We start from the raw sequence: 21,640 nt of genomic DNA, 5'->3' as shown, positions 1-21,640 counted from the left end.
AAGCCCGATTTGGTCCAGCCATTTCGGGCTTTTTTATGCTCTTCTCAAAAAAATCATTACTTACTATGTATATACTATATAATTGCTTTGATAGCTATTCCACACTTTTGTGCATGGATTAGCCAAGTAATCATTCTTGTGGCAACTTGTGTCTTAGTTAATAACGCCAAACGCTGCCACAACAGAGTGAATCGATTGGGACTCGTTCATACCGATATACTTTTGCAGGCAAACAATTAAAATTGATAAATATGAAGACAAAGAAATTGGAAAAACAAACGCTGACATGGTTAGTATTCAGCGCAAATGTAATTGTTGGTGCAATGGCACGACAAATGGTGCTCCATCATGGACTTGACGCATTTAATGGCTATGTGGCATTTATGATCTGTACCCTGATGCTTACGGCCATTTATATCAACCTGCAAGAGTTATTCAAGAAAACTCTTTCTCCTTTCTTTGAAACCCTGTTTATTAAATTCCCGAATTATGGGAAGAAGGGCAAGGTCGAAATAGAGGATAAAGAAACGACAGAAGAAGAATCTTGGACCAAAGAGACGGACACAAATCCTCCACTCAGTATGGACTATGCACAAATCCGGCTATCGGCTATGAAAGCCAAAGAACAAGCCGAGCAAGAAAAGCTCACTACAGTCCTGACCTACACACGCGAATCTTTTGCACCCTATATGAAAGAAGAGGACTTGAACATTCTGTGCGAATACATTTGTCTGTTCCATGCGGACAAGGATATTCCAAAGGTTGTACGTACCGTCAAAGTGGACTCAGCCATCCGAACCATTGACCTGATGCACTTTGGATGGAATATCGGCTATCAGTTCTCAAAGAGTGGAATCCAAATAGCGACTTTCATCAAACGTGTATTTGCAGAAGCGTTGAAAGAGAGCGAAATCTCCACATTGAAAAGCAAATTAAGATTGGATGGGAAGTGTACTATCAAGATTGACACTACCTTGAAGCAATCTGCCTAATTCTGAAACCACTAAATCCAACGTAATATGATGCAAAATGAGAAAACAATCACCTTTGATAAGCTACCCGAAGCGGTAGGTTATCTGACCGAACAGGTCATTGAATTGAAAAAGATGGTGTCGGAATTGAAACCGTCATCGTCCGAAAATCGTGTACTGATTGAAATCGAAGATGCCTGCCGCATCATCCACAAGGCAAAAGCCACGATTTATACATTGGTACGGAAAGGCATATTGCCAGCTTACAAGAAAGGTAAGAAACTCTACTTCTACGAAGATGAACTCTTGGCATGGGTTGAAAACGGACGGAAGAAAACTTTGGAACAGAATTATGACGAAGTCTTGGCAAATATGCAAAGCGGAATGCGCCGCAAGCCCAAACCACGTACAAACTTCTAATCTTTCGGATTATGGAAAAGAAAACGATTGACCCAATGTTGATAGTGGACAAAGCCATTGATATGAGCATGAAGCTGACAGGTACCGAGTTTCCCGTCAGCATCTTTCCGAGCCGCATCCAGCGTATCATACGAGAGGTACATGAATGCCACAGCTATCCTACGGACTATATTGCCGCCTCTATTCTTACTGCCATCGCCGTAGGAATCGGGAACACGCATCTTGTTCAAATCAAACAAGGTTGGCATGAAAGTCCTATCCTCTATATGGCATTGATAGGCAGACCGGGAGCGAATAAAAGTCACCCACTCAGCTTCGCTATGAAACCATTCCTTGATTTCGATTACCAGAAGAATCAGGAATACGAAAAAGCGTATGCCGAATATGAACGACAGATGAGCATGAGCCGGAAAGAACGAGCGGAGTGCGGATATGAGCAATTTCCGTTGGAACCCATCCGCAGACGCTTCCTTGTATCGGACGTTACGCCCGAAGGACTGAGTCTTATCCATGCGTAGAACAAGCGTGGACTCTGCTTGTGGGCAGACGAATTGTCTGCATGGTTCAAGAATTTTAACCGGTACAACAACGGTTCGGAAGAACAGTTCTGGCTTTCGGTTTTCAGTGCAAAGACAACCATCTCCGACCGTAAGAGCGCAAAGAGTTCCATCTTCATCAAACGTCCGTACATATCGGTCATTGGTACGATTCAGAAGAAGATTTTGGGTGAATTGGCAAAAGGAGAGCGCTCAAGCAACGGATTCATTGACCGCATTCTTTTCGTGATGCCCAATCTCCAACAGAAAGCCCGTTGGAATGATAAGGAACTGCCTGCTGATATTGAACAGGAATGGCACGCCATCATTGACAAGTTTATCTGCTTGGAATGCAATTACAACGACAAGGGAGAAGTTGAACCGTATATCCTGCACTTTGATGAAGAGGCAAAGAAACGGCTATATGAATGGCTGCATCGTTTCTCAGAATTATGCGACCGTGAAGGGAATGACACGATTGTCAGCATTTATTGCAAGCTGGAAATATACATCATCCGTTTCTGTCTGATTATTCAACTGGCACGGTGGACTTGTGGTGAATGCGATAAAACCTACATTGACTTGCTGACTGTGGAACGTGCCATACGGCTGACGGAGTATTTCAAGGAGTCCGCTTTGAGCGTACAACACATAATCAGCGAAGTGGTATTGAATAGCCAGCAACAAACCATTGTCGGCCAGCTTCCCTGTACGTTCACCACGGCACAGGCGACACATATTGCAGAACAGAATGGCATGAAGGAACGTACTCTGCAACGGTTCCTGAACGACAACATCGGCATCCTGTTCCGCAAAGAGAAACATGGAGAATACTCAAAGATTAACCCGTGACGTTTTTGTCACTTTTGACACTTTCAACCTTGAAAACGACAATAGTGACAATAACGACACACATAAAAGAACTGAAACAATGACGGCACATAGATTTATATTAGAGCCATACAAAGGTATTGCCACCAGACATACGTGTCCTGCCTGCCATCGCAAGAGGTGTTTCTCTCGATATGTCGATACGGAGAAACAAATATCCTTCCCCGACCATGTAGGGCGATGCGACCATGAACAGAAGTGCGGTTATCATTTCACGCCGCGGAATTATTTTGATGAAAAACCTGAAGCGAAACAAATGTTGCTTGAAAAAGGTTCTTCGTCAGTTCTGCCGAAACCAGGTGAGATAAAGACAACTCCTACTTCTTTCATCAACGAAGAAATAGTCAAGCGGTCTTTGAAATGCTATAAAACGAATAAGCTGTATCAGTTTCTGGCCTCCCAATTTGGAGAATCATCTGCCATGAGCCTTATGAAAAAGTATCGCGTCGGTTCATCCAGATATTGGGATGGAGCAACCGTGTTTTGGCAGATTGACCACAACAACCAAGTTCGTACAGGCAAGATAATGCTTTACAATCCAGAAACCGGAAAGAGAGTAAAAGAGCCACACAATCACATCACTTGGGCGCACTCCCTACTCTATAAATCCGGTTTTAACCTGAAGCAATGTTTCTTTGGCGAGCACCTGTTGTCGACTGATAAAACCCGTCCGGTTGCATTAGTCGAAAGTGAGAAAACAGCTCTTATCGCCTCCTATTATCTGCCACAATATCTATGGCTCGCTTCGGGCGGAAAGAACGGATGCTTCAATGAAAGCAGTCTTTCGGCTTTGACGAAAAGATGTACCGTCTTGTTTCCCGATTTAGGAGCTACCAGCTATTGGCAAAGCAAAATAGGGATGATGCGGAATCATGGAATCGAGGTGCAACTCTTCGACTATCTCGAAACAAATGCCCCCGAAAGTGAACGAAATGAAGGGTACGACATTGCCGATTACCTGCTGCAAATCCAGCCGGACGAGGCAATTCTCCAAGCGATGAGCAGGAAGAATCCGCACCTAAAAACATTGATTGAAACGCTTGGCTTGGAGTTGGTAAACGTACAACGGGACAGCTCCTGAACAAAGTTTCGGGCATACCGAAAGTGAGGGTTTTCAATACTGACCGTAAGGACTGAAAACCGTAACTTTTTAGGGTAAGCAAGTTTATGTCGGTGTATTACATTTCCCGACAACTTGCCCACCCTGAAGTCCGGTGGAACAGCTCCCGATGGTCACAACTGCAACAATTAAAAAGCAATGAAAATGAACAAGAGAAATACGATTACATTACGCCTAACCGATGACCAGTTGGCGTGGTTAGGAGCATTAAGCAGACGCAGCAAACGAAGTAAAAGCGAGGTCATACGTTCACTCATTGAACATGGGTCGGTACGAGAACGTATCACCTGCGACCACTTGCATATCATCCGTCAGTTGATTGGCGAAAGTACTAATCTGAACCAATTGGCTAAACAGACAAACACCTACGGATTCTTTGCCGTGGCTGACCACTGCGTGGAGATTTCGAACCATATTTCACAACTCATCAAACAACTGAAAGATGATAGGTAAACTGACAAAAGGAACTTCCTTCGGTGGCTGCGTACGCTATGTGCTAAAAGAAGAAAAGGCAAGACTTCTGGAAGCTGTCGGATTGGAAGGTTCACCGGAACAGATGGCTGAGCAGTTTGAGCTGCAATCCTTGCTGAATGATAAGGTAAAAAATGTTGTCGGACATACATCGCTCAGCTTCTCCTCGGAAGATAGTCTGCGACTAAGGAATGATGATGCACTCATGTTGAAAATCGCCCGTGAGTATATGGAACGGATGGGTATCCGAAACACACAATACATCATAGTCCGTCATACAGACCGCAGGCACGCACATTGTCATATCGTGTTCAACCGTGTGGGCAATGACGGCAAAACTATCAGTGACAAGAACGATCGCTATCGCAACGAGAAGGTCTGCAAGATGCTAACGGCAAAATACCGCCTGCACTTTGCCCAAGGCAAAGACCATGTGAACGAAGAACGGTTGCGCCCATACGACAAAGCGAGGCACCGAATCTACAAGGCATTGAAAGCGGAAGTGCAGAATGCCCAAAGCTGGAACGAGCTGAAAGACGCGCTTGCCGAATACGGCATTGACATGAGGTTCAAAGTTAGCCGCACCACACGGGACATTCAAGGGGTAAAGTTCGGATATGGGAAATATACCTTTTCCGGTTCAAAAATCAGTCGGGAGTTCAGCTATCTGGCTATTGACCGCCAGCTGGAAAGAAACACATACGCTCCCTCCTATTCATATCGGAAAACAGTCAGGGAAAATGCCATACCAGCATCTCCTGTACAAGAACGGGCATCTGATTTTGAAGAATCACATTCTGCGGGATTGGGACTGTTCATGCCGACACCGACATCCAACACCTCAGACAAGGCAGCATTTGAAGCGGAACTGAAACGGAGAAAGAAAGCCAAACGCAAGCGCGGCTTCCGATTATAACAAATCTTTTTATTCACACTTTAAATTTCAACATTATGATTGACAAGAATTTTGTGAAAGACATTGAACTCTACATTTGTGAGAAGTTCGGGTATCGTAACAGCGTGTATGTGAATCCGACCTGTAATGGTTGTTGCATTGACATCCGTGAAAAGGACGTGAAGCTGTATTTTCGCCTGTGGGAATACAGCAAGGGAGTCAACGGTTTTCCCGACCGTTGCATCATTTTGGTGAACCATGCCTTCGAGAAAAACTACCAAGAGAATTTATTGGACTTGGTGAGTTTCTTCAAGGAGTACGCCCCACTCTACGGTTTCTACTACCTCGGCATCGAGAATGACATGCGAGGCGATTATCGCCTGTTAGGATTGAAACCTACTACCAATTATCGGTTTGATAACGATTGCTATGCAGCACCGTTGGAAGCTGTCAACGCCTGATTGAACGACATTTGAATGAATTTGAACGAAGAGGGAGAGTTTTCTTCCTCTTTTCTCTTTTTATAGCATGATATTTTATACCTTTGTAAACAGAACTAAGATAACAGACAATGGACAAACCCATGAACCGAATAAAAGAAGTGCTTGAAGAACGGGGCATCAAGCAGACTTGGCTGGCAGAAAAGCTCGGCAAGAGTTTCTGCATGGTTAACTCATACGTTTGCAACAGGCGGCAGCCAAGTCTGGAGGTACTATTTCAGATAGCTGAGATTCTAAATGTGGATGTGAAGGATTTGATAAACGATAAAACAAAATAAAGATATGGTTAAGACTAATACAGCCGACATTGGCTTTGAAAAAGAAATATGGAAAGCTGCAGATTTGTTAAGAGGTAATCTGGATGCATCGGAATATAAATCAGTTGTATTAGGATTGATTTTTCTTAAATATATCTCCGACCGTTTCGAGGCAAAATACAATGCATTGGTTGCTGAGGGTGACGGCTTCGAAGAGGACAAAGACGAATATACATCGGAAAACATCTTCTTTGTTCCCCAAGAAGCGCGTTGGTCTGTTGTGGCAGAAGCTGCTCATACACCAGAAGTAGGTACGGTAATTGACAACGCCATGCGCTTGATTGAGAAAGAGAATGTACGATTGAAGGGTATTCTTCCTAAAAACTTTGCCCGTCCGGAACTTGATAAACGACGGTTGGGCGATGTCGTGGATTTGTTCACCAATATTCAAATGAAAGAACATGGCGATACCAAAGACATATTGGGACGAACCTACGAATACTGTCTTTCCAAATTTGCCGAGGCGGAAGGAAAACTGGCTGGCGAGTTTTATACACCAGCTTGCATTGTCCGTACATTGGTCGAAGTGCTTCAGCCATACAGTGGTCGTGTCTATGATCCTTGTTGCGGTTCTGGAGGAATGTTTGTACAGTCTGCCAAATTCATTGAAAGGCATCAAGGTAACATCAACAACATTTCCGTGTTCGGGCAAGACAGTAACCCGACCACATGGAAAATGGCTCAAATGAATCTTGCTATTCGTGGCATAGAAGCTGATTTGGGGAAATTTGCCGCAGATACGTTCTTCAATGATTTGCACCCGACATTGAAAGCGGATTTTATCCTTGCCAATCCTCCCTTCAATCTCAGCGACTGGGGAGCGGATAAATTGCAGGACGATGTACGTTGGAAATATGGGATTCCACCCGCAGGGAATGCCAACTTTGCTTGGCTTCAGCACATGATTCACCACTTGTCACCCCGTGGGCGAATCGGCATGGTGCTTGCTAATGGTTCACTCTCTTCACAGACGGGAGGTGAAGGCACAATCCGTGAAAATATCATCAAGGCGGATTTGGTCGAAGGAATTGTGGCTATGCCCTCTCAGTTGTTCTATACTACAGGCATACCCGTATCACTGTGGTTCTTGAACAGGGCGAAGAAACAAACGGGGAAAATCCTGTTTGTCGATGCTCGCAATATGGGAACAATGGTTACGCGGAAACTTCGGGAACTACCAAAGGACGATATAATGAAAATAGCCAAGACATTCGAAGATTTTGAAGCCGGAGCACTGGAAAACGAAAAAGGATATTGTGCCGTAGCCACACTTGAAGATGTGGCAAAACAGGACTATATACTTACTCCGGGACGTTATGTGGGAATTGCAGAAGTAGAGGATGACGGCGAACCGTTTCAAGAAAAAATGGAACGGCTTACTTCAGAACTTTCCGATATGTTTATCCAGTCACATCAACTGGAAGATGAAATCAGAAAACAATTGAAAAGCATTGGATTCATTATGAAATAAATTGAATGAGCCACATTCTTCAATTAGGAGATACAATTATCAAATAAGCGAAGAATATGAAAGAAAAACTAATTCAAGAAATCAGCAATGCAATGACAGAGATTTTAAGTGTAGAACAAATAGCCCAACTTAATGGTGTGCTGCTGCAAGTGGTCAGCAAATATACCATTACGCAAGACGAAGAAAAGGCACAACATGAAGAAACTGCCACCAATGAGCGTCTGCTTGAAATCTTTCTGTCTGCCAAACAAGTGGAAGGATGCACTACACCTACCATTAAGTATTATGGTTCTACCATCCGGCAACTCTTCAAAACCATGCCAAAGAAAGTCATCAATTATACCACAGAGGATATTCGGGCTTACTTAGCGGTTTTCCAACGTAAGCATAAGTCCAGTAAGGTGACCATTGACAACATACGCCGTATATTCTCTTCTTTCTTCGGATGGCTTGAGGAAGAGGATTACATTATCAAAAGCCCGGTGCGCAGAATCCATAAAGTCAAGACTGGCACACAGGTGAAGGAGGTGCTGACAGATGAGAATCTTGAACATTTGCGGGATAACTGCAAACAGATTCGTGATTTGGCAATTATTGATTTGCTGGCTTCTACCGGGATGCGTGTGGGCGAACTGGTAAAACTAAACCGGGAGGATATCAACTTCAATGAGCGTGAATGTATCGTATTTGGCAAGGGAAACAAAGAAAGGATTGTTTATTTCAATGCCCGTGCCAAAATTCATCTCCAGCAATATCTTGCTACACGTAAAGACCGCAACAAGGCTCTCTTTGTTTCATTGGCTAAACCACATAACCGCCTTGAAATATCGGGAGTGGAAACCCGTTTGCGGAAAATCGGGCGTGAAGCAAAGATAGTCCGTGTGCATCCCCACAAATTCAGAAGAACACTCGCAACAATGGCAATCGACAAGGGAATGCCCGTTGAACAGGTACAACGCTTGCTTGGGCATGTCAAGATTGACACGACCATGCATTATGCTATGGTCAATCAAACAAATGTGAAACTTTCTCACCGCAAATTCATTAGTTGAAATGAGAGCAGCATATTGCACATATAAACCTCAGTGCCATTCAGTACAAAGAAACAAACGCAGAAATGGCAATTTAGAGCAGCAGGCGCAGGCGTTGTTCAAGGCCTGGTTCGTGGATTTTGAACCGTTCAAGGACGGGAAATTTGTGGATTCGGAGCTTGGAAGGATACCGGAAGGATGGAAAGTTGGGCGATTCAATAATATCATAGAATCAACACTTAGTGGTGATTGGGGAAAAGAAAGACAAGAGGGTAATTATATTAAGAAAGTCTTTTGCCTTAGAGGTGCTGACATTCCTGATGTTAAAATAGGGAATAAAGGGTATATGCCAATACGATTTATCCTTGAAAAGAATTTTGCAACAAAGGCATTGACAGCTGGAAATTTAGTAATTGAAATCTCTGGTGGCAGTCCAACACAATCAACAGGTCGAATTTGTAGAATATCACATGAATTATTGACTAAATACAATAATTCTATTGTATGTACTAATTTCTGCAAAGCAATCAGACCAATGGTAGGATACTCTTCTTTTATGTATTATATGTGGGAGAAACTCTACAACGAAGGAGTAATGTTTTCTTATGAAAATGGAACTACAGGAATTAAGAATCTTGACATCAATGGATTGACTCAGAAAGAGCCAATTATTATTCCTCCAATAGAAGTCGCACTGAACTTTGAGAAATATGTTGATATTTATTATAACAAGATACAGAAAAATGGAATAGAATCAGAACAGCTTTCTCATCTTAGAGATACACTCCTCCCCAGACTAATGTCCGGCGAACTGAATGTTAACACTATAACTGAATGAAACAGAATGAGTGATTTCGACAAATATATAAAACAAGGCGAACCTAATAGCAAGGAAAAGGCGCAAGCGTGGCAAACCGCAATCGGGCTGCAAGACGTTGACGGTCTTAAACCATCGAAGTATCTGTTGCAGACGGCAGGCAGACACATCGAAGGCGACATTACTATTGACGAGGTAAAGCACTTGATTGACAGCTATTATCTATCAAAGGCGAATAGGAAGGACGTAGAGAATGAACGAACCGAAGAAGCGGATAGAGTATCTGCAAGAATCACCGAGATACTATCCGAGAGATCCTTTTCATTCACGCCAGATTATCTGATACTCATCCATAAGCGGTTATTTGATGGCTTGTACAAATTTGCAGGAAGATTGCGCGATTATGACATAACCAAGAAAGAATGGGTACTTGACGGGGATACTGTTTTGTACTCCAACCATGAGTTAATCCGTCAGACACTTGAATACGATTTCGGACAAGAAAAGAGTGTAGATTATCCGTCACTTGGTGCCAATCAAGCATTGAGGCATATATGTAAGTTTGTTTCGGATATTTGGCAAATCCATCCTTTCGGAGAAGGAAACACACGTACCACTGCCGTGTTCACCATGAAATACCTTCATACATTTGGATTCACATTTAACAACAGCGTGTTTCAAGAACACTCATGGTATTTCAGGAATGCATTGGTCAGAGCCAATTACAACAACTACGCAAAAGGAATCTCCGCCACAACATCATTCTTGGAACTGTTTTTCAGAAACTTGTTGTTTGGCGAGAAAAACGAGTTACATAACCGGGCGCTGCATATCGCAGCCATCCAAAGTGCCAGCACCAATGATTCAAAGAGCCAAAATGGCACCTTGAATTGCACTTTGGATGAGATTGCTTTGCTGAAATTCCTTAAAGACAATCCAGAAGCCACTCAAACTGAGATTGCCGTACATATCGGCAAATCCCCCCGAACTGTCAAGCGAATAACCCCTTCTTTGATAGAACGTGGCTTGTTGGAACGAGAAAACGGAAAAAGAAACGGAAAATGGGTCGTTAAAAATATAAATTTGAACCGCTAAATTCTCATTTATGGAGCTAAAGAAAATACACATATCAGATATTGGCAAAGTTGTTACTGGAAAAACTCCCAGAACATCTATTGTTGAGAACTATGGCGGTAATATTCCTTTTCTTACCCCGTCAGATGACTTATCTTATAAGTCCGTTCCTAAAACAAGTAAAACTCTTACCGAACAAGGATTGAACGAAGTGAAAAATTGCTTACTACCTCCACACTCTGTGTGCGTAAGTTGTATTGGATCTGATTTGGGTAAGGTTGTAATGACATTAGAGCCAACTATTACCAATCAGCAGTTTAACTCTATTATCCCCAATCGGCAATTTAATACTGATTTTGTGTACTATCTCATGACATTGGTCGGTAAGGAATTGAATTATCTTAGTAAAACTTCCACTGCCGTACCTATTATAAATAAAAGTTCATTCTCAAACTATGAGGTTGAAGTCCCAGATTTGAAAAAGCAGGAAAAGATAGCTTCAATTCTTTCTTCCCTTGACGACAAAATCGAGTTGAACCGCCGGATAAATGGCAATTTAGAGCAGCAGGCACAGGCGTTGTTCAAGGCTTGGTTCGTGGATTTCGAGCCGTTCAAAAGTGGAAAATTCGTGGATTCAGAACTTGGAAAGATACCGGCAGGATGGAAAGTTGTTGAACTTGGCAAAGTGACAACCCAAGAAAAAGAAAAAGTTGGAATACGTTCTGACGTAAAAGTATTATCTCCAGTAACTACGGGAAAACTAATGCTTTCCGAGGAGTATTTTACCAAACAAGTTTTCAGTGATAGTATAGCAAAATACATTTTGGTAAAACCAAATTCATTTGCTTATAACCCAGCACGTGTTAATATTGGCTCTATGGGTAGAAATACTTTTATGTTTGATGGCTGTGTTAGCCCTGTATATGTAGTGTTCTCATGTGAGAAAGAATACCATTATTTCTTTGATATGTATAGGCAGTTACCATCCTTTAAAGAAGAGGTGATAGCTCGTTCTATAGGAGGGGTAAGACAGACGCTCAAATATTCAGATTTTGCTTTAATTAGAATAGTCTATCCACCTCAAAATATTGTCCTAAAATTCAATGATTTATATAAACGATTACTTCATGCACAGGATATGTATCATACTGAAAGTGAAAATCTCACAGAAATAAGAGATTTATTGCTTCCAAGATTAATGTCAGGTGAAATTAAAATGCAATAAATAATGAATATAGAAAAATATACGAAAGCAAAAGGATATTGCTCTTTTAGATTGGGCGATTCTTTAAGAAAACAAACCAAAGATATACCAGATGGTGGATATGGTGTCTATATTTTTCGTAAAAATACAGAAATCGGAGATATACTATATATTGGGAAAAGCGGTACCATATTGCAGAAGGGAAGTTTTAAGTCACAAGATTTAAGAAAGAGGCTAAATAACAAACAGGACGGTATAAAAAGGGAAGATTTTTTTGCTAAAAAGATAAAAGAAGATACTAAAATCGAACAAATAATCATTGAATGGTATATTATAGATGAGCGAAAATATCTTCCTGGCTTAATTGAAGCTCTATTATTACAGGATTATTTTACGCAGCACTCTTGTTTGCCTATATGGAATAAAGAATTTTGAACCGCTAAATTCTCATTTATGGAAGATTCGGGAAAACAGCATAAGAAATCCATACGCTTCTTTAATGACCGTGAAGTTAGGGCTATATGGGATGACGAAAACAACTGTTGGTGGTTTTCAGCCACTGATATAATACGTGCCATCAACAACGAACCGGACTATACGAAAGCGGGAAACTATTGGCGATGGCTCAAACGGAAGTTGAAACAGGAAGGCATCCAACTCGTGAGTGACACTCACGAGTTCAAATTCGAAGCTCCCGACGGCAAATTGCGTAAGGCAGATGTGCTTAACAGTGAAGAGGTTGCTCTGTTAGCCAAACATTATCCCAATAACAGGGCAAACGAATTTCTTGATTGGTTCACGTATAGCGACAATACTTTAGACGGACAGAGCCGTAAGAAAGCATATCAACTGTATGAAAGCGGTTTATTGCAACGCCTTGAACCGGGCAGTCTGAAATGTTTGCAACAGATTCACGCATATATCTTTGGCGGACTGTATGATTTTGCCGGGCAGATACGCACCAAGAACATCTCAAAAGGCGGATTTACTTTCGCGAACTGTATGCATTTCCCTGAAACGTTGCAAATCATTGAGCGAATGCCGGAAACAACCTTTGATGAGATTTTGGACAAATATGTTGAAATGAATGTTGCCCACCCTTTTATGGAAGGGAACGGTCGCACAACCCGAATCTGGCTTGATTTGATACTTAAACGGTCTCTCAAGCGATGTGTGGATTGGAGTCAGATAGACAAAAATGAATATCTGACCGCCATGCGCGAAAGTGTGGCAGACAGCACCCACATCAAAACTTTGGTAAAATCTGCACTGACCACTAAAATAGATGACCGTGAGATGTTTATGAAAGGCATCGACTATTCTTATTATTACGAACAAAATGATTGATAATTATGGGAAAATACGATAAAATCGAAATACAGCATATATGCTTAAATATATGTAGTGGAGGTACTCCTAAAAGTACTGTTACAGAATATTATGGTGGGAATATTCCTTGGCTTAATACCAAAGAAATAAATTTTTGTCGCATTTATGAAACAGAAAGAACAATAACAGATGAAGGACTTAATAATTCATCAGCTAAATGGGTTCCTGCAAATACTGTAATTGTTGCAATGTATGGGGCAACAGCAGGGAAAACAGCCATTGCAAAGATTCCACTAACAACCAATCAAGCGTGTTGTAATCTAAACATAGATTCTGCCATAGCTGATTATAGGTTTGTTTATTATGCTTTATATAATAATTATGCCTACCTTGCATCACTTGCAAATGGTGGAGCACAACAAAATCTAAATGCACAGCAGATAAAAGAATTTGAAATACCTTTTCCTCCTCTTAAAGAACAAAAGCGTATTGCTGATATTCTTTCGTCCCTTGATGACAAAATCGAGCTGAACCGCCGGATAAATGGCAATTTAAACATAGCCGCATAAAAACACCTATATGAAATGGATTCGTGAACATATTAGTAAAATGCCAAGTTTCAATTACTTGAATGATCATCTTTCGACCATTGAAAGTATGATTGAAACCAATCCTGATTTATGCATTGAAGTCTGCAAAAGCATGATAGAAAGTCTTTGCAAGACAATTCTTACTAATCAAGCTGTCGCATACAATACTGATTGGCAGTTTCAAACTTTGGTGAAACTGACATTGGAAAATATGTTCACAGACGAATTACACAAAACGGACAAAATAGAATTGATTAGACGGATTGCATCTGTTGTCCAAAAGCTCAGTGAAATGAGAAATAGTTCAGGTTTTGCATCACATGGGCAAGATAAACAACATACCCCCTTTGACAAGACTATAGCGTTATTAGCATACAAAACGACAGATGTAATAGGAGGTTTTATTCTGCACGTTTATACCAATTCCAACAGACCCAATTCACGCATCCATTACGAAGATTGCCAGCCATTCAACGAATTGTTTGATGAAGAAAATCCTTTGGAGTTAGGCGGTGTGATTCTCTCTGCTTCTGAAGCCCTATATAAGCAAGATTACGAAGCGTATAAAGAAGTTTACTATTCTTACTTGAACAACTTAAAGAATTAGCGATATGTCATTCACAGAAGGAAGTTATGAAAACGCATTGATTACCCTGTACGAAAACATGGGGTATCAGCATCTATATGGTCCGGACATAGAACGCGATTATTATGTGCCGTTCTACGAAGAACAGGTGTTGAATAGTTTGACCACAATAAATCCAAGCAAGCCACAAACTGCCATCCACGAGGCTATTGCCAAGCTGAAAGACATAGATACCGGAAGCCTGACTCAAAAGAACGAGCTTTTCATGGACTATCTTCAGCATGGCGTAGAAGTTTCTTACTTTGACGGAAAAGAGCAACGCAACGAAATAGTTTATTTGATTGACTATGAATACATCAATCGAAACGATTTTCAGATAGCCAACCAGTGGACATTTGTAGAGAATTCAGAAAAGCGAGCCGATATGATTGTTTTCATCAATGGGTTGCCGCTTGTTGTCATTGAACTCAAATCACCCTCACGAGAAGAAACAGATGCATCAGAGGCATATCTTCAACTGCGGAACTATATGAAGGAGATTCCATCCTTATTTATATACAACGTATTCTGCGTGATGAGTGATATGGCTTGTTCCAAAGCCGGAACAATCACCAGCAAGGAAGACCGATATATGGAATGGAAAACCAAAGACGGTGATTATGAGAGCACGGATTTTGCCGATTATGATACCTTTTTTGAAGGGATATTTTCCAAAGAACGCTTGATAGACATTTTCAAGAACTTTGTCTGTTTTTCAAAAGATGAATCTGGAGCTGCCAAGATTTTAGCTGCCTATCATCAATACTTTGCCGTAAAGAAAGCTGTAGAACGCACAAAGAAAGCTATTGGAAATGATGGAAAAATCGGTGTGTTCTGGCATACGCAAGGCAGCGGGAAATCACTGTCAATGGTATTCTATGCCCACTTGCTGCAAGAAGAACTTTCACAGCCGACCATTGTTGTGATTACTGACCGCAATGACTTGGACGACCAACTCTATACTCAATTCTCTAAATGCCAAGACTTCTTACGCCAAGTTCCCATACAGGCAAAAAGCCGGGAAGATTTGAAATCCCTACTGTCCGGACGGGAAGCAAACGGCATAATCTTCACTACCATGCAGAAGTTTGAGGAATCGGATGAGCCTCTTTCTTTGCGGAAAAATATCGTAGTCATGACTGATGAAGCCCACCGTGGACAATACGGCTTTGAAGAGAAAATCAGAATAACAAAGAATGAAAAAGGCGAAAATGTAGCCAAGCGAGTCATAGGCACTGCAAGAATCATTCACGATTGCCTACCCAATGCCTCTTATATCGGTTTTACGGGAACACCAATCTCCACCAAAGACCGTGATACCGTAGAAGTATTCGGTAATTACATTGATGTCTACGACATGACACAAGCTGTGGCTGATGGAGCCACTTGCCCGGTATATTATGAATCGCGTGTAGTCAATCTGAATCTGGATGAAGCTACCCTCAAAGCTATTGATGATGAATATGAACTTCTCGCTGAGGAAGGAGCGACGGAAGAACAGATAGAGAAGAGCAAGAAAGAAATGTCGCACTTGGAGGAAATCTTAGGTGCTCCTGCCACAATAGATTCCCTTTGCCGGGATATTCTGAAACATTATGAAGAAAACCGCCAACATGAACTGACCGGGAAAGCCATGATTGTGGCATATTCACGTACCATTGCCATGAGTATATATCACAAGATATTGGAACTCCGTCCCGATTGGGGAGAAAAAGTAAAGGTGGTAATGACTGGAAGCAACAAAGACCCAGAGGAATGGCACGACATCATTGGCAACAAACAGTACAAGAAAGAGCTTGCCAAACGCTTCAAGGACGATAACGATCCGATGAAGGTAGCTATTGTAGTAGATATGTGGCTGACTGGTTTCGATGTTCCTTCTTTAGCAACCATGTATGTGTATAAACCCATGAGCGGACATAACCTGATGCAGGCCATTGCCCGTGTAAACCGAGTATTCAACGAAAAGGCTGGCGGATTAGTGGTTGATTATATAGGAATAGCTAAGGCTCTGAAAGAAGCCATGCACGACTATACCCGGCGTGACCGTAAGAATTTCGGAAATCCTGATATTAAAGAAACGGCTCTGCTTAAATTCAAAGAGAAACTGGAAGTATGCCGTGACCTGTTTCATGGCTATGATTACAGTCATTTTCAAACCGCATCGGATGCTGAATGTGCCCAAACTATTAAAGGTGGCGTGAACTTTATCATGTCGCCCGACAAACAAGAGAAGCAACAAACATTCCTAAAGGAAGCTATGCTACTGCATAACTCCATCACATTATGCCGTAGTCTGCTAAATGAGCAACAACGCTACGAAGCCGCTTTCTTTGAAACCGTCCGTACCCTCCTCTCACGAATGACAGGCAAGGGAAAAGTATCAAAGAAAGAAATCAATGCAAGAATTAGCGAATTGCTAAAACAGAGCGTAAAAAGTGACGAGGTAATCAACCTGTTCTCTGATGTCAAAGCAGAATTCTCTTTATTTGACACCGCATTCTTAGAAGAAGTATCAAAAATGAAGGAGAAAAACATAGCGGTTGAACTCCTGAAGAGATTGTTGGCAGAACGTGTGTCGTTGTACCAAAAAACTAACATTGTGCAGGCTGAAAAGTTTTCTGACTTATTGAACCGTTCCTTGTCCTCCTATCTGAAAGGCTTGCTTACCAACGAAGAGGTCATACAGGAACTCTTGAATTTGGCAAAAGAAATCTCGTCTTCCGAGTCTGCCGGGAATGACTTAGGTCTTACACGAGAAGAAAAATCATTCTATGATGCCTTGACGAAGCCGCAAGCCGTACAAGATGTATATACCAACGAACAATTGGTTGCCATGACCAAAGAACTTACGGAAGCTCTTCGGAAAAATCGCACAATAGACTGGCAGAAAAAGGAATCGGCACGGGCTGGTATGCGTAAAATGATAAAACGGCTATTAAAGAAATACCATTATCCTCCCGAAGAAGCTGCCAACGCATTGGAAACGGTTATCCGTCAATGTGAACAATGGTCGGACAATGAAGATACTGCAAATGAACCGAAATTGTATAACTTGCAGGAAAACTCTTACTCAATGGCGGCAGAACCTAGAACAGAATACAATAATCAAATTAGTTGAGATAACAATATGGAAAAAAGACATATAACAATCCCCATAAATGGAAAGCCTCAAGAGGTTGAAAGTGTACAAAATTTTGTCATTGTAGGTGCAAATGGAAGCGGAAAAAGTCATTTAGGAGCTTGGATTGAAAAACAATCAGCTAATGGAAATGTTCTTAGAATATCAGCTCAAAGAGCATTATCTATACCTGATAATATAACAATCAAAAGCGAAGAGGCAGCATGGAATAAAATATACTATGGAGAAGAAAACCATCATGATAAAAATTACAAATGGAATTGGGGCAATGGTTTAACAACCACGTTGATTAATGATTATGATAGCGTTTTATCAGCCATTTTTGCACGTTTAAACAAAGAAGACAGAGCTTATGTTATAGATTGTAAAAACCGAGAATTAAATGGCGAAGAAAAAGCCAATGTTCCACAAATGATTGTAGACAAAATTACAATGATATGGAACGCAATATATCCTCATCGACAAATCATCTTAGAAGATGCTAAAATAAAAGCACAAACACAATCTGCAGAAGAATATCATGCCAAAGAAATGTCAGACGGAGAAAGAGTCACAATCTATCTACTCGGACAATGCCTTATTGCACCAGATAATATGACCATTATAATAGATGAACCAGAAATTCATTTACACAAATCTATCATGTATCGTTTATGGGACAAAATAGAAGAATTATGCCCTAATAAAACATTTGTATATATCACTCATGATTTGGATTTTGCCGCATCGAGAAAAGAAGCTACCAAAATTTGGGTAAAGTCTTATTCCGGTAAGGAACAATGGGATATTAATGTATTAGATTCTGAAGGAAATATACCTGACAGTTTAATGTTTGAAGTATTAGGTAATAGGAAACCTGTACTATTTGTCGAAGGAGAAAGAGGAAGTTATGATAACCAATTATATCCATTTATTTATAGTAATTACAATATCATTCCATGCCATGATTGTACAAAAGTCATTGAAATGACAAAATCATTTAACAACGAACGGATAAAAAGTTTGCACAACTACAATATAAAGGGATTAATCGACCGCGACTATATAACTGAAAATGAAATACAAAGTTATAAGGAGTCAAATATATACACATTAGATGTCGCAGAAGTGGAAAATTTATATTTACTTGAAGATATAATAAAATTAGTCGCAGAAAACCAAGCATTAGATCCTGACGAGACATTTAACAATGTCAAAAAGTTTATTTTCGAAGAATTTTATAAAGAATATGACCTTCAATTATGTTCAATTTGTTCTAAAGAAATTCGTCATAAACTTCAATGTTATACAAAACCGCAAGAAAATAGTGTTGATGCATTAAAGCTTCAAATAGAAAAAACTGTCAACTCTATTAATATTGACCAAATATATAATCAGCATAAACAGCATATAGACGCTATTATTAAATCAGAAGATTATAATGAACTATTAAAAATTTACAATCGGAAAAGTATACATCTAAGAGTATCAAATATCTTAAAACTTTCTCCAAATGAATACCCCAAACTTATACTCCGATTGATAAAGACTGGTAAAAAAGAAAGAATCATAGGGGCTTTAAAAAAGCATATGCCGATATTGGATGAAAATTAATTGTAACATGTATAGTTTAACGAAAAAATCTAAAGGCAATATCCTCCTCTACCAGACCGAGGACGGGCAGACAAAAATAGAAGTCACACTCACCAATGACACCGTGTGGCTTACTACTGACCTGATGGCAGAGTTGTTCAACGCAACAAGTCCACCATTCCAAAGTACATAAAGAATGTGTTTGAAGTCGGAGAATTGAAGCCGGATTCAACTGTTGCGTTTTTTGCAACAGTTCAACAATAAATAAGAAGACGATGAAAGATATTGATAAAAAACTTATAGAAACCATCAGTCGATACACAGCTTCGGGGATTGAGCAACAGGTGGATTATGAGAAATTCTACCTCTATTCGCTTATCACGCACTCAACCGCCATCGAAGGTTCTACCGTAACAGAGGTGGAAAACCAATTGTTGTTCGATGAAGGCATTGCTGCCAAAGGTAGAAGCATTGTTGAGCAGATGATGAATGTGGACCTTAAAAACGCTTATCTTTTCGGTTTTGAATGGGCAAAAACATCCAAGCCCTATGCAGTCAATTTTTTATGCGAGTTGGCAGCTAAAGTCATGCGACGTACGGGTTCTGAATACTCCACAATGGGCGGCAACTTTGATTCCTCAAAAGGTGAGTTGCGCCGATGCAACGTAAGTGCAGGCATTGGAGGAAGAAGTTATATGGCATTTCAAAAAGTTCCACAAACTACCGCAGATTTTTGCCAATGGCTGAACGATGCACTTGTTTCTGTAGATAGAAATAATATGGTGGCCTGCTATCGTCTGAGTTTCGAAGCCCATTTCCGTCTGGTAACCATTCATCCGTGGGTGGACGGCAATGGGCGCACCACAAGGCTTCTGATGAACATCATACAAAGACAGTTAGGACTCATCCCTTCCATCGTAACGAAAGAAGCCAAAGGTGAATATATCCAGGCCTTGATTGATAGCCGAGAGCAAGAAGACAGCACAATTATTCAAGATGTCATGCTTGCCCAGCATATCACCAACCTTGAAAATAGGATTTTACAGTATCAGCAAAGCATAAATGATACTGTAAACAATAGAGGTGATACTGTAAATGATACTGCAACGCGATTTATTACCCTGATTAAGGCACATCCGGAATATACTTACGATGAATATGCCAAAGCACTGAACATTGGTCGGGCTACCGTAGCTCGTTATATTAAAAAACTGAATGGAACGGTTATCAAACGCATCGGCTCGGACAAAAACGGGCATTGGGAAATTATAACAAACGGACAATGATGATAAAGAAAATTCTTTTTCTGCACGGTTTCTTCGCTTCGGGCAGCTGCATACCAGCACAAGCATTGAGGCAAGCATTTGCGAGCAAAGCAGAAGTCCTCACCCCCGACCTGCCTTTGCATCCGAAAGAGGCATTGGCATTTATTGAGGATATCTGCCAACAAGAAAAACCCTGCGTATTAGTGGGCAATAGCAATGGCGCATTCTTGGCACAAATCGTTGCTTCTCGCCATGGACTACCCGCCCTATTGGGCAATCCTTACTTGGAAATGACCTGCTTTCTCATTGAACGCATCGGAGAGCACGAATACAAATCGCCACGGACAGACGGGTATCAGCAACTCGTAATAAACCAATTACTGATAGACGAGTTTGCCGAGGTACAAGCCCACCAATGGGATGCCTACCGACCGGAACTGGATAACCGCATCTGGGGACTATTCGGGGAGAATGACCATCTGGCGCATTTTGAACCGTTGTTCTTGCAACACTATACTCATACCTATCACTTTCCTGGTGCCCATACGCCCACAGCGGAGGAGGTACGAGAGTATTATGTGCCGCTGGTAGAAAAACTATATACAACAACCCTATAACAAACAAATATGTCAAAAGCAAAACTAAAAAAATACCTGCAAACGCTCTCCAAAGAACAAGTTATCGAAGTGATGCTTGAACTTTATGACGCACGTAAAGAAGCCAAAGACTATCTGGAGTTCTATCTAACTCCTGACAGCAAAGCCGAATTGGAGAAATGCAAGAAAGCCATCCGGCAGGAGTTCTTCCCCACCCGTGGTTTCTCGGAAAAGCCCTCATTCGCAAAGTGCAGGAAAGTCATTTCCGATTTCCAAAAACTGAAAACTGAACCTACCTATGTCGCTGACCTAATGCTATTTTACATTGAACAGGGATGCGAATATACCGTGACTTTTGGCGACATGTGGGAGCAATACTACATTACTTTGGAAAACAATTTCGACAAAGCCATGAAGTTTATTTTCATGAGTGGCTTATTGACCCAATATTATGAGCGGATAGAGAAATTACTTGAGAATGCCAATAATTGCGGTTGGGGATTTTATGATACACTCTCGGATATTTATCACCAATACAGATGACAAAACTAACGAAAGCCATACCTTTGCTTAGATACGCAAAAAATGGCTTTCCTATTTCTACTCCATTGACTCTCGAATTATGCGCAAAGTTTCCCTCTTATATTCCCTACGGTTATACTTTTCACCCCTGCACATCCAGCAACTACAAGGAGTGCCTGTGGTTTGATACACCTTTGCCCATTTTTCTTTTGCCAACTCAAACCAATGCGGATGATTGTCTATACTTCCATTCTCACGGATAATAGGAGTTCCATAAGCTG

At 41.0% G+C, this 21,640-nt stretch carries 23 protein-coding genes and 1 pseudogene; 23 read left to right on the top strand and 1 reads right to left on the bottom strand.

The features are described from left to right. Positions 1 to 251: 251 nt before the first annotated feature. The 23 genes and pseudogenes from M3090_RS07325 to M3090_RS07215 all read left to right on the top strand — a co-directional run bounded on the left by M3090_RS07325 (position 252) and on the right by M3090_RS07215 (position 21,380). Positions 252 to 992 carry a hypothetical protein gene (locus tag M3090_RS07325; RefSeq protein ID WP_249054934.1) on the top strand — a complete coding sequence of 247 codons (741 nt, stop codon included), beginning with the start codon at positions 252 to 254 and terminating at the stop codon, positions 990 to 992. 30 nt (positions 993 to 1,022) lie between these two features. After that, positions 1,023 to 1,391 (top strand): helix-turn-helix domain-containing protein, encoded by a 369-nt coding sequence (locus tag M3090_RS07320; RefSeq protein WP_249055000.1) that lies wholly within the window; start codon positions 1,023 to 1,025, stop codon positions 1,389 to 1,391. Between the two features lie 11 nt (positions 1,392 to 1,402). After that, positions 1,403 to 2,779, top strand: a pseudogene (locus M3090_RS07315) (YfjI family protein). A 79-nt stretch (positions 2,780 to 2,858) separates the two neighbouring features. After that, entirely contained in the window at positions 2,859 to 3,899 is a 1,041-nt protein-coding gene (locus M3090_RS07310) for a DUF6371 domain-containing protein (protein ID WP_249054997.1), read from the top strand. A 183-nt stretch (positions 3,900 to 4,082) separates the two neighbouring features. Beyond that, positions 4,083 to 4,391, top strand: coding sequence for a plasmid mobilization relaxosome protein MobC (gene mobC / locus M3090_RS07305; protein WP_249054932.1), 309 nt, complete (start codon positions 4,083 to 4,085; stop codon positions 4,389 to 4,391). After that, the gene (locus tag M3090_RS07300) at positions 4,381 to 5,325 is read left to right on the top strand and encodes a relaxase/mobilization nuclease domain-containing protein (protein ID WP_249054929.1); all 945 of its coding nucleotides are present in this window, start codon (positions 4,381 to 4,383) and stop codon (positions 5,323 to 5,325) included. The genes mobC and M3090_RS07300 overlap by 11 nt, the downstream gene beginning before the upstream one ends. A 35-nt stretch (positions 5,326 to 5,360) precedes the next feature. Then, positions 5,361 to 5,765 (top strand): hypothetical protein, encoded by a 405-nt coding sequence (locus M3090_RS07295; protein WP_249054926.1) that lies wholly within the window; start codon positions 5,361 to 5,363, stop codon positions 5,763 to 5,765. A 110-nt stretch (positions 5,766 to 5,875) separates the two neighbouring features. Further along, entirely contained in the window at positions 5,876 to 6,082 is a 207-nt protein-coding gene (locus M3090_RS07290; RefSeq protein ID WP_249054925.1) for a helix-turn-helix domain-containing protein, read from the top strand. Positions 6,083 to 6,086: 4 nt separating this feature from the next. Further along, positions 6,087 to 7,592 (top strand): type I restriction-modification system subunit M, encoded by a 1,506-nt coding sequence (locus M3090_RS07285; RefSeq protein ID WP_249054922.1) that lies wholly within the window; start codon positions 6,087 to 6,089, stop codon positions 7,590 to 7,592. A 56-nt stretch (positions 7,593 to 7,648) separates the two neighbouring features. Continuing rightward, positions 7,649 to 8,644, top strand: a complete 996-nt coding sequence (gene xerA, locus M3090_RS07280) for a site-specific tyrosine recombinase/integron integrase (protein ID WP_249054920.1) — start codon at positions 7,649 to 7,651, stop codon at positions 8,642 to 8,644. Position 8,645: 1 nt separating this feature from the next. Then, positions 8,646 to 9,461 (top strand): restriction endonuclease subunit S, encoded by an 816-nt coding sequence (locus M3090_RS07275; protein WP_249054918.1) that lies wholly within the window; start codon positions 8,646 to 8,648, stop codon positions 9,459 to 9,461. 6 nt (positions 9,462 to 9,467) lie between these two features. Further along, the gene (locus M3090_RS07270) at positions 9,468 to 10,535 is read left to right on the top strand and encodes a Fic family protein (protein ID WP_249054915.1); all 1,068 of its coding nucleotides are present in this window, start codon (positions 9,468 to 9,470) and stop codon (positions 10,533 to 10,535) included. 10 nt (positions 10,536 to 10,545) lie between these two features. Beyond that, entirely contained in the window at positions 10,546 to 11,739 is a 1,194-nt protein-coding gene (locus M3090_RS07265; RefSeq protein ID WP_249054913.1) for a restriction endonuclease subunit S, read from the top strand. A 3-nt stretch (positions 11,740 to 11,742) separates the two neighbouring features. Further along, entirely contained in the window at positions 11,743 to 12,153 is a 411-nt protein-coding gene (locus M3090_RS07260; RefSeq protein WP_249054911.1) for a hypothetical protein, read from the top strand. A gap of 18 nt (positions 12,154 to 12,171) precedes the next feature. Then, on the top strand, positions 12,172 to 13,065 hold the full coding sequence (gene fic, locus M3090_RS07255) for a protein adenylyltransferase Fic (RefSeq protein WP_249054910.1): 894 nt from the start codon (positions 12,172 to 12,174) through the stop codon (positions 13,063 to 13,065). Between the two features lie 5 nt (positions 13,066 to 13,070). After that, positions 13,071 to 13,616 carry a restriction endonuclease subunit S gene (locus M3090_RS07250; RefSeq protein ID WP_249054907.1) on the top strand — a complete coding sequence of 182 codons (546 nt, stop codon included), beginning with the start codon at positions 13,071 to 13,073 and terminating at the stop codon, positions 13,614 to 13,616. A gap of 10 nt (positions 13,617 to 13,626) precedes the next feature. Next, positions 13,627 to 14,244, top strand: coding sequence for an abortive infection family protein (locus M3090_RS07245; RefSeq protein ID WP_249054904.1), 618 nt, complete (start codon positions 13,627 to 13,629; stop codon positions 14,242 to 14,244). A 4-nt stretch (positions 14,245 to 14,248) separates the two neighbouring features. Next, positions 14,249 to 17,383: a type I restriction endonuclease subunit R gene (locus tag M3090_RS07240; RefSeq protein WP_249054900.1), complete on the top strand. Its 3,135-nt coding sequence runs from the start codon at positions 14,249 to 14,251 to the stop codon at positions 17,381 to 17,383. A 9-nt stretch (positions 17,384 to 17,392) separates the two neighbouring features. Continuing rightward, positions 17,393 to 18,997, top strand: coding sequence for a DUF4435 domain-containing protein (locus M3090_RS07235; protein WP_249054896.1), 1,605 nt, complete (start codon positions 17,393 to 17,395; stop codon positions 18,995 to 18,997). Between the two features lie 7 nt (positions 18,998 to 19,004). Further along, positions 19,005 to 19,169 carry a hypothetical protein gene (locus tag M3090_RS07230; protein ID WP_410553192.1) on the top strand — a complete coding sequence of 55 codons (165 nt, stop codon included), beginning with the start codon at positions 19,005 to 19,007 and terminating at the stop codon, positions 19,167 to 19,169. Positions 19,170 to 19,251: 82 nt separating this feature from the next. Then, positions 19,252 to 20,262, top strand: coding sequence for a Fic family protein (locus M3090_RS07225; protein ID WP_249054893.1), 1,011 nt, complete (start codon positions 19,252 to 19,254; stop codon positions 20,260 to 20,262). Continuing rightward, a complete protein-coding gene (locus M3090_RS07220; RefSeq protein ID WP_249054889.1) occupies positions 20,259 to 20,858 on the top strand; it encodes a YqiA/YcfP family alpha/beta fold hydrolase in 600 nt (199 codons plus the stop codon). The genes M3090_RS07225 and M3090_RS07220 overlap by 4 nt, the downstream gene beginning before the upstream one ends. A gap of 9 nt (positions 20,859 to 20,867) precedes the next feature. Next, positions 20,868 to 21,380, top strand: a complete 513-nt coding sequence (locus tag M3090_RS07215; RefSeq protein ID WP_249054885.1) for a DUF6155 family protein — start codon at positions 20,868 to 20,870, stop codon at positions 21,378 to 21,380. A gap of 57 nt (positions 21,381 to 21,437) precedes the next feature. On the opposite strand, the gene M3090_RS07210 is transcribed toward M3090_RS07215, so the two are convergent. After that, positions 21,438 to 21,640 (bottom strand): hypothetical protein (locus tag M3090_RS07210; RefSeq protein ID WP_249054882.1); only part of this gene is annotated, 203 nt, incomplete at its 5' end.

This window comes from Bacteroides sp. ET71 (assembly GCF_023336905.1).
Lineage (GTDB): Bacteria > Bacteroidota > Bacteroidia > Bacteroidales > Bacteroidaceae > Bacteroides.
This window is presented reverse-complemented; position numbering and strand designations above follow the sequence as displayed.

What these genes read in the sequence shown, in the direction of transcription:
- M3090_RS07310 (WP_249054997.1), top strand. Translation starts at nt 2,859, where the DNA reads ATGACGGCACATAGATTTATATTAGAGCCATACAAAGGTATTGCCACC.
- M3090_RS07245 (WP_249054904.1), top strand. Translation starts at nt 13,627, where the DNA reads ATGAAATGGATTCGTGAACATATTAGTAAAATGCCAAGTTTCAATTAC.
- M3090_RS07275 (WP_249054918.1), top strand. Translation starts at nt 8,646, where the DNA reads ATGAGAGCAGCATATTGCACATATAAACCTCAGTGCCATTCAGTACAA.
- mobC (WP_249054932.1), top strand. Translation starts at nt 4,083, where the DNA reads ATGAACAAGAGAAATACGATTACATTACGCCTAACCGATGACCAGTTG.
- M3090_RS07300 (WP_249054929.1), top strand. Translation starts at nt 4,381, where the DNA reads ATGATAGGTAAACTGACAAAAGGAACTTCCTTCGGTGGCTGCGTACGC.
- M3090_RS07295 (WP_249054926.1), top strand. Translation starts at nt 5,361, where the DNA reads ATGATTGACAAGAATTTTGTGAAAGACATTGAACTCTACATTTGTGAG.
- M3090_RS07220 (WP_249054889.1), top strand. Translation starts at nt 20,259, where the DNA reads ATGATGATAAAGAAAATTCTTTTTCTGCACGGTTTCTTCGCTTCGGGC.
- M3090_RS07250 (WP_249054907.1), top strand. Translation starts at nt 13,071, where the DNA reads ATGGGAAAATACGATAAAATCGAAATACAGCATATATGCTTAAATATA.
- fic (WP_249054910.1), top strand. Translation starts at nt 12,172, where the DNA reads ATGGAAGATTCGGGAAAACAGCATAAGAAATCCATACGCTTCTTTAAT.
- M3090_RS07325 (WP_249054934.1), top strand. Translation starts at nt 252, where the DNA reads ATGAAGACAAAGAAATTGGAAAAACAAACGCTGACATGGTTAGTATTC.
- M3090_RS07225 (WP_249054893.1), top strand. Translation starts at nt 19,252, where the DNA reads ATGAAAGATATTGATAAAAAACTTATAGAAACCATCAGTCGATACACA.
- M3090_RS07290 (WP_249054925.1), top strand. Translation starts at nt 5,876, where the DNA reads ATGGACAAACCCATGAACCGAATAAAAGAAGTGCTTGAAGAACGGGGC.
- M3090_RS07235 (WP_249054896.1), top strand. Translation starts at nt 17,393, where the DNA reads ATGGAAAAAAGACATATAACAATCCCCATAAATGGAAAGCCTCAAGAG.
- M3090_RS07270 (WP_249054915.1), top strand. Translation starts at nt 9,468, where the DNA reads ATGAGTGATTTCGACAAATATATAAAACAAGGCGAACCTAATAGCAAG.
- M3090_RS07215 (WP_249054885.1), top strand. Translation starts at nt 20,868, where the DNA reads ATGTCAAAAGCAAAACTAAAAAAATACCTGCAAACGCTCTCCAAAGAA.
- M3090_RS07285 (WP_249054922.1), top strand. Translation starts at nt 6,087, where the DNA reads ATGGTTAAGACTAATACAGCCGACATTGGCTTTGAAAAAGAAATATGG.
- xerA (WP_249054920.1), top strand. Translation starts at nt 7,649, where the DNA reads ATGAAAGAAAAACTAATTCAAGAAATCAGCAATGCAATGACAGAGATT.
- M3090_RS07230 (WP_410553192.1), top strand. Translation starts at nt 19,005, where the DNA reads ATGTATAGTTTAACGAAAAAATCTAAAGGCAATATCCTCCTCTACCAG.
- M3090_RS07240 (WP_249054900.1), top strand. Translation starts at nt 14,249, where the DNA reads ATGTCATTCACAGAAGGAAGTTATGAAAACGCATTGATTACCCTGTAC.
- M3090_RS07260 (WP_249054911.1), top strand. Translation starts at nt 11,743, where the DNA reads ATGAATATAGAAAAATATACGAAAGCAAAAGGATATTGCTCTTTTAGA.
- M3090_RS07265 (WP_249054913.1), top strand. Translation starts at nt 10,546, where the DNA reads ATGGAGCTAAAGAAAATACACATATCAGATATTGGCAAAGTTGTTACT.
- M3090_RS07320 (WP_249055000.1), top strand. Translation starts at nt 1,023, where the DNA reads ATGCAAAATGAGAAAACAATCACCTTTGATAAGCTACCCGAAGCGGTA.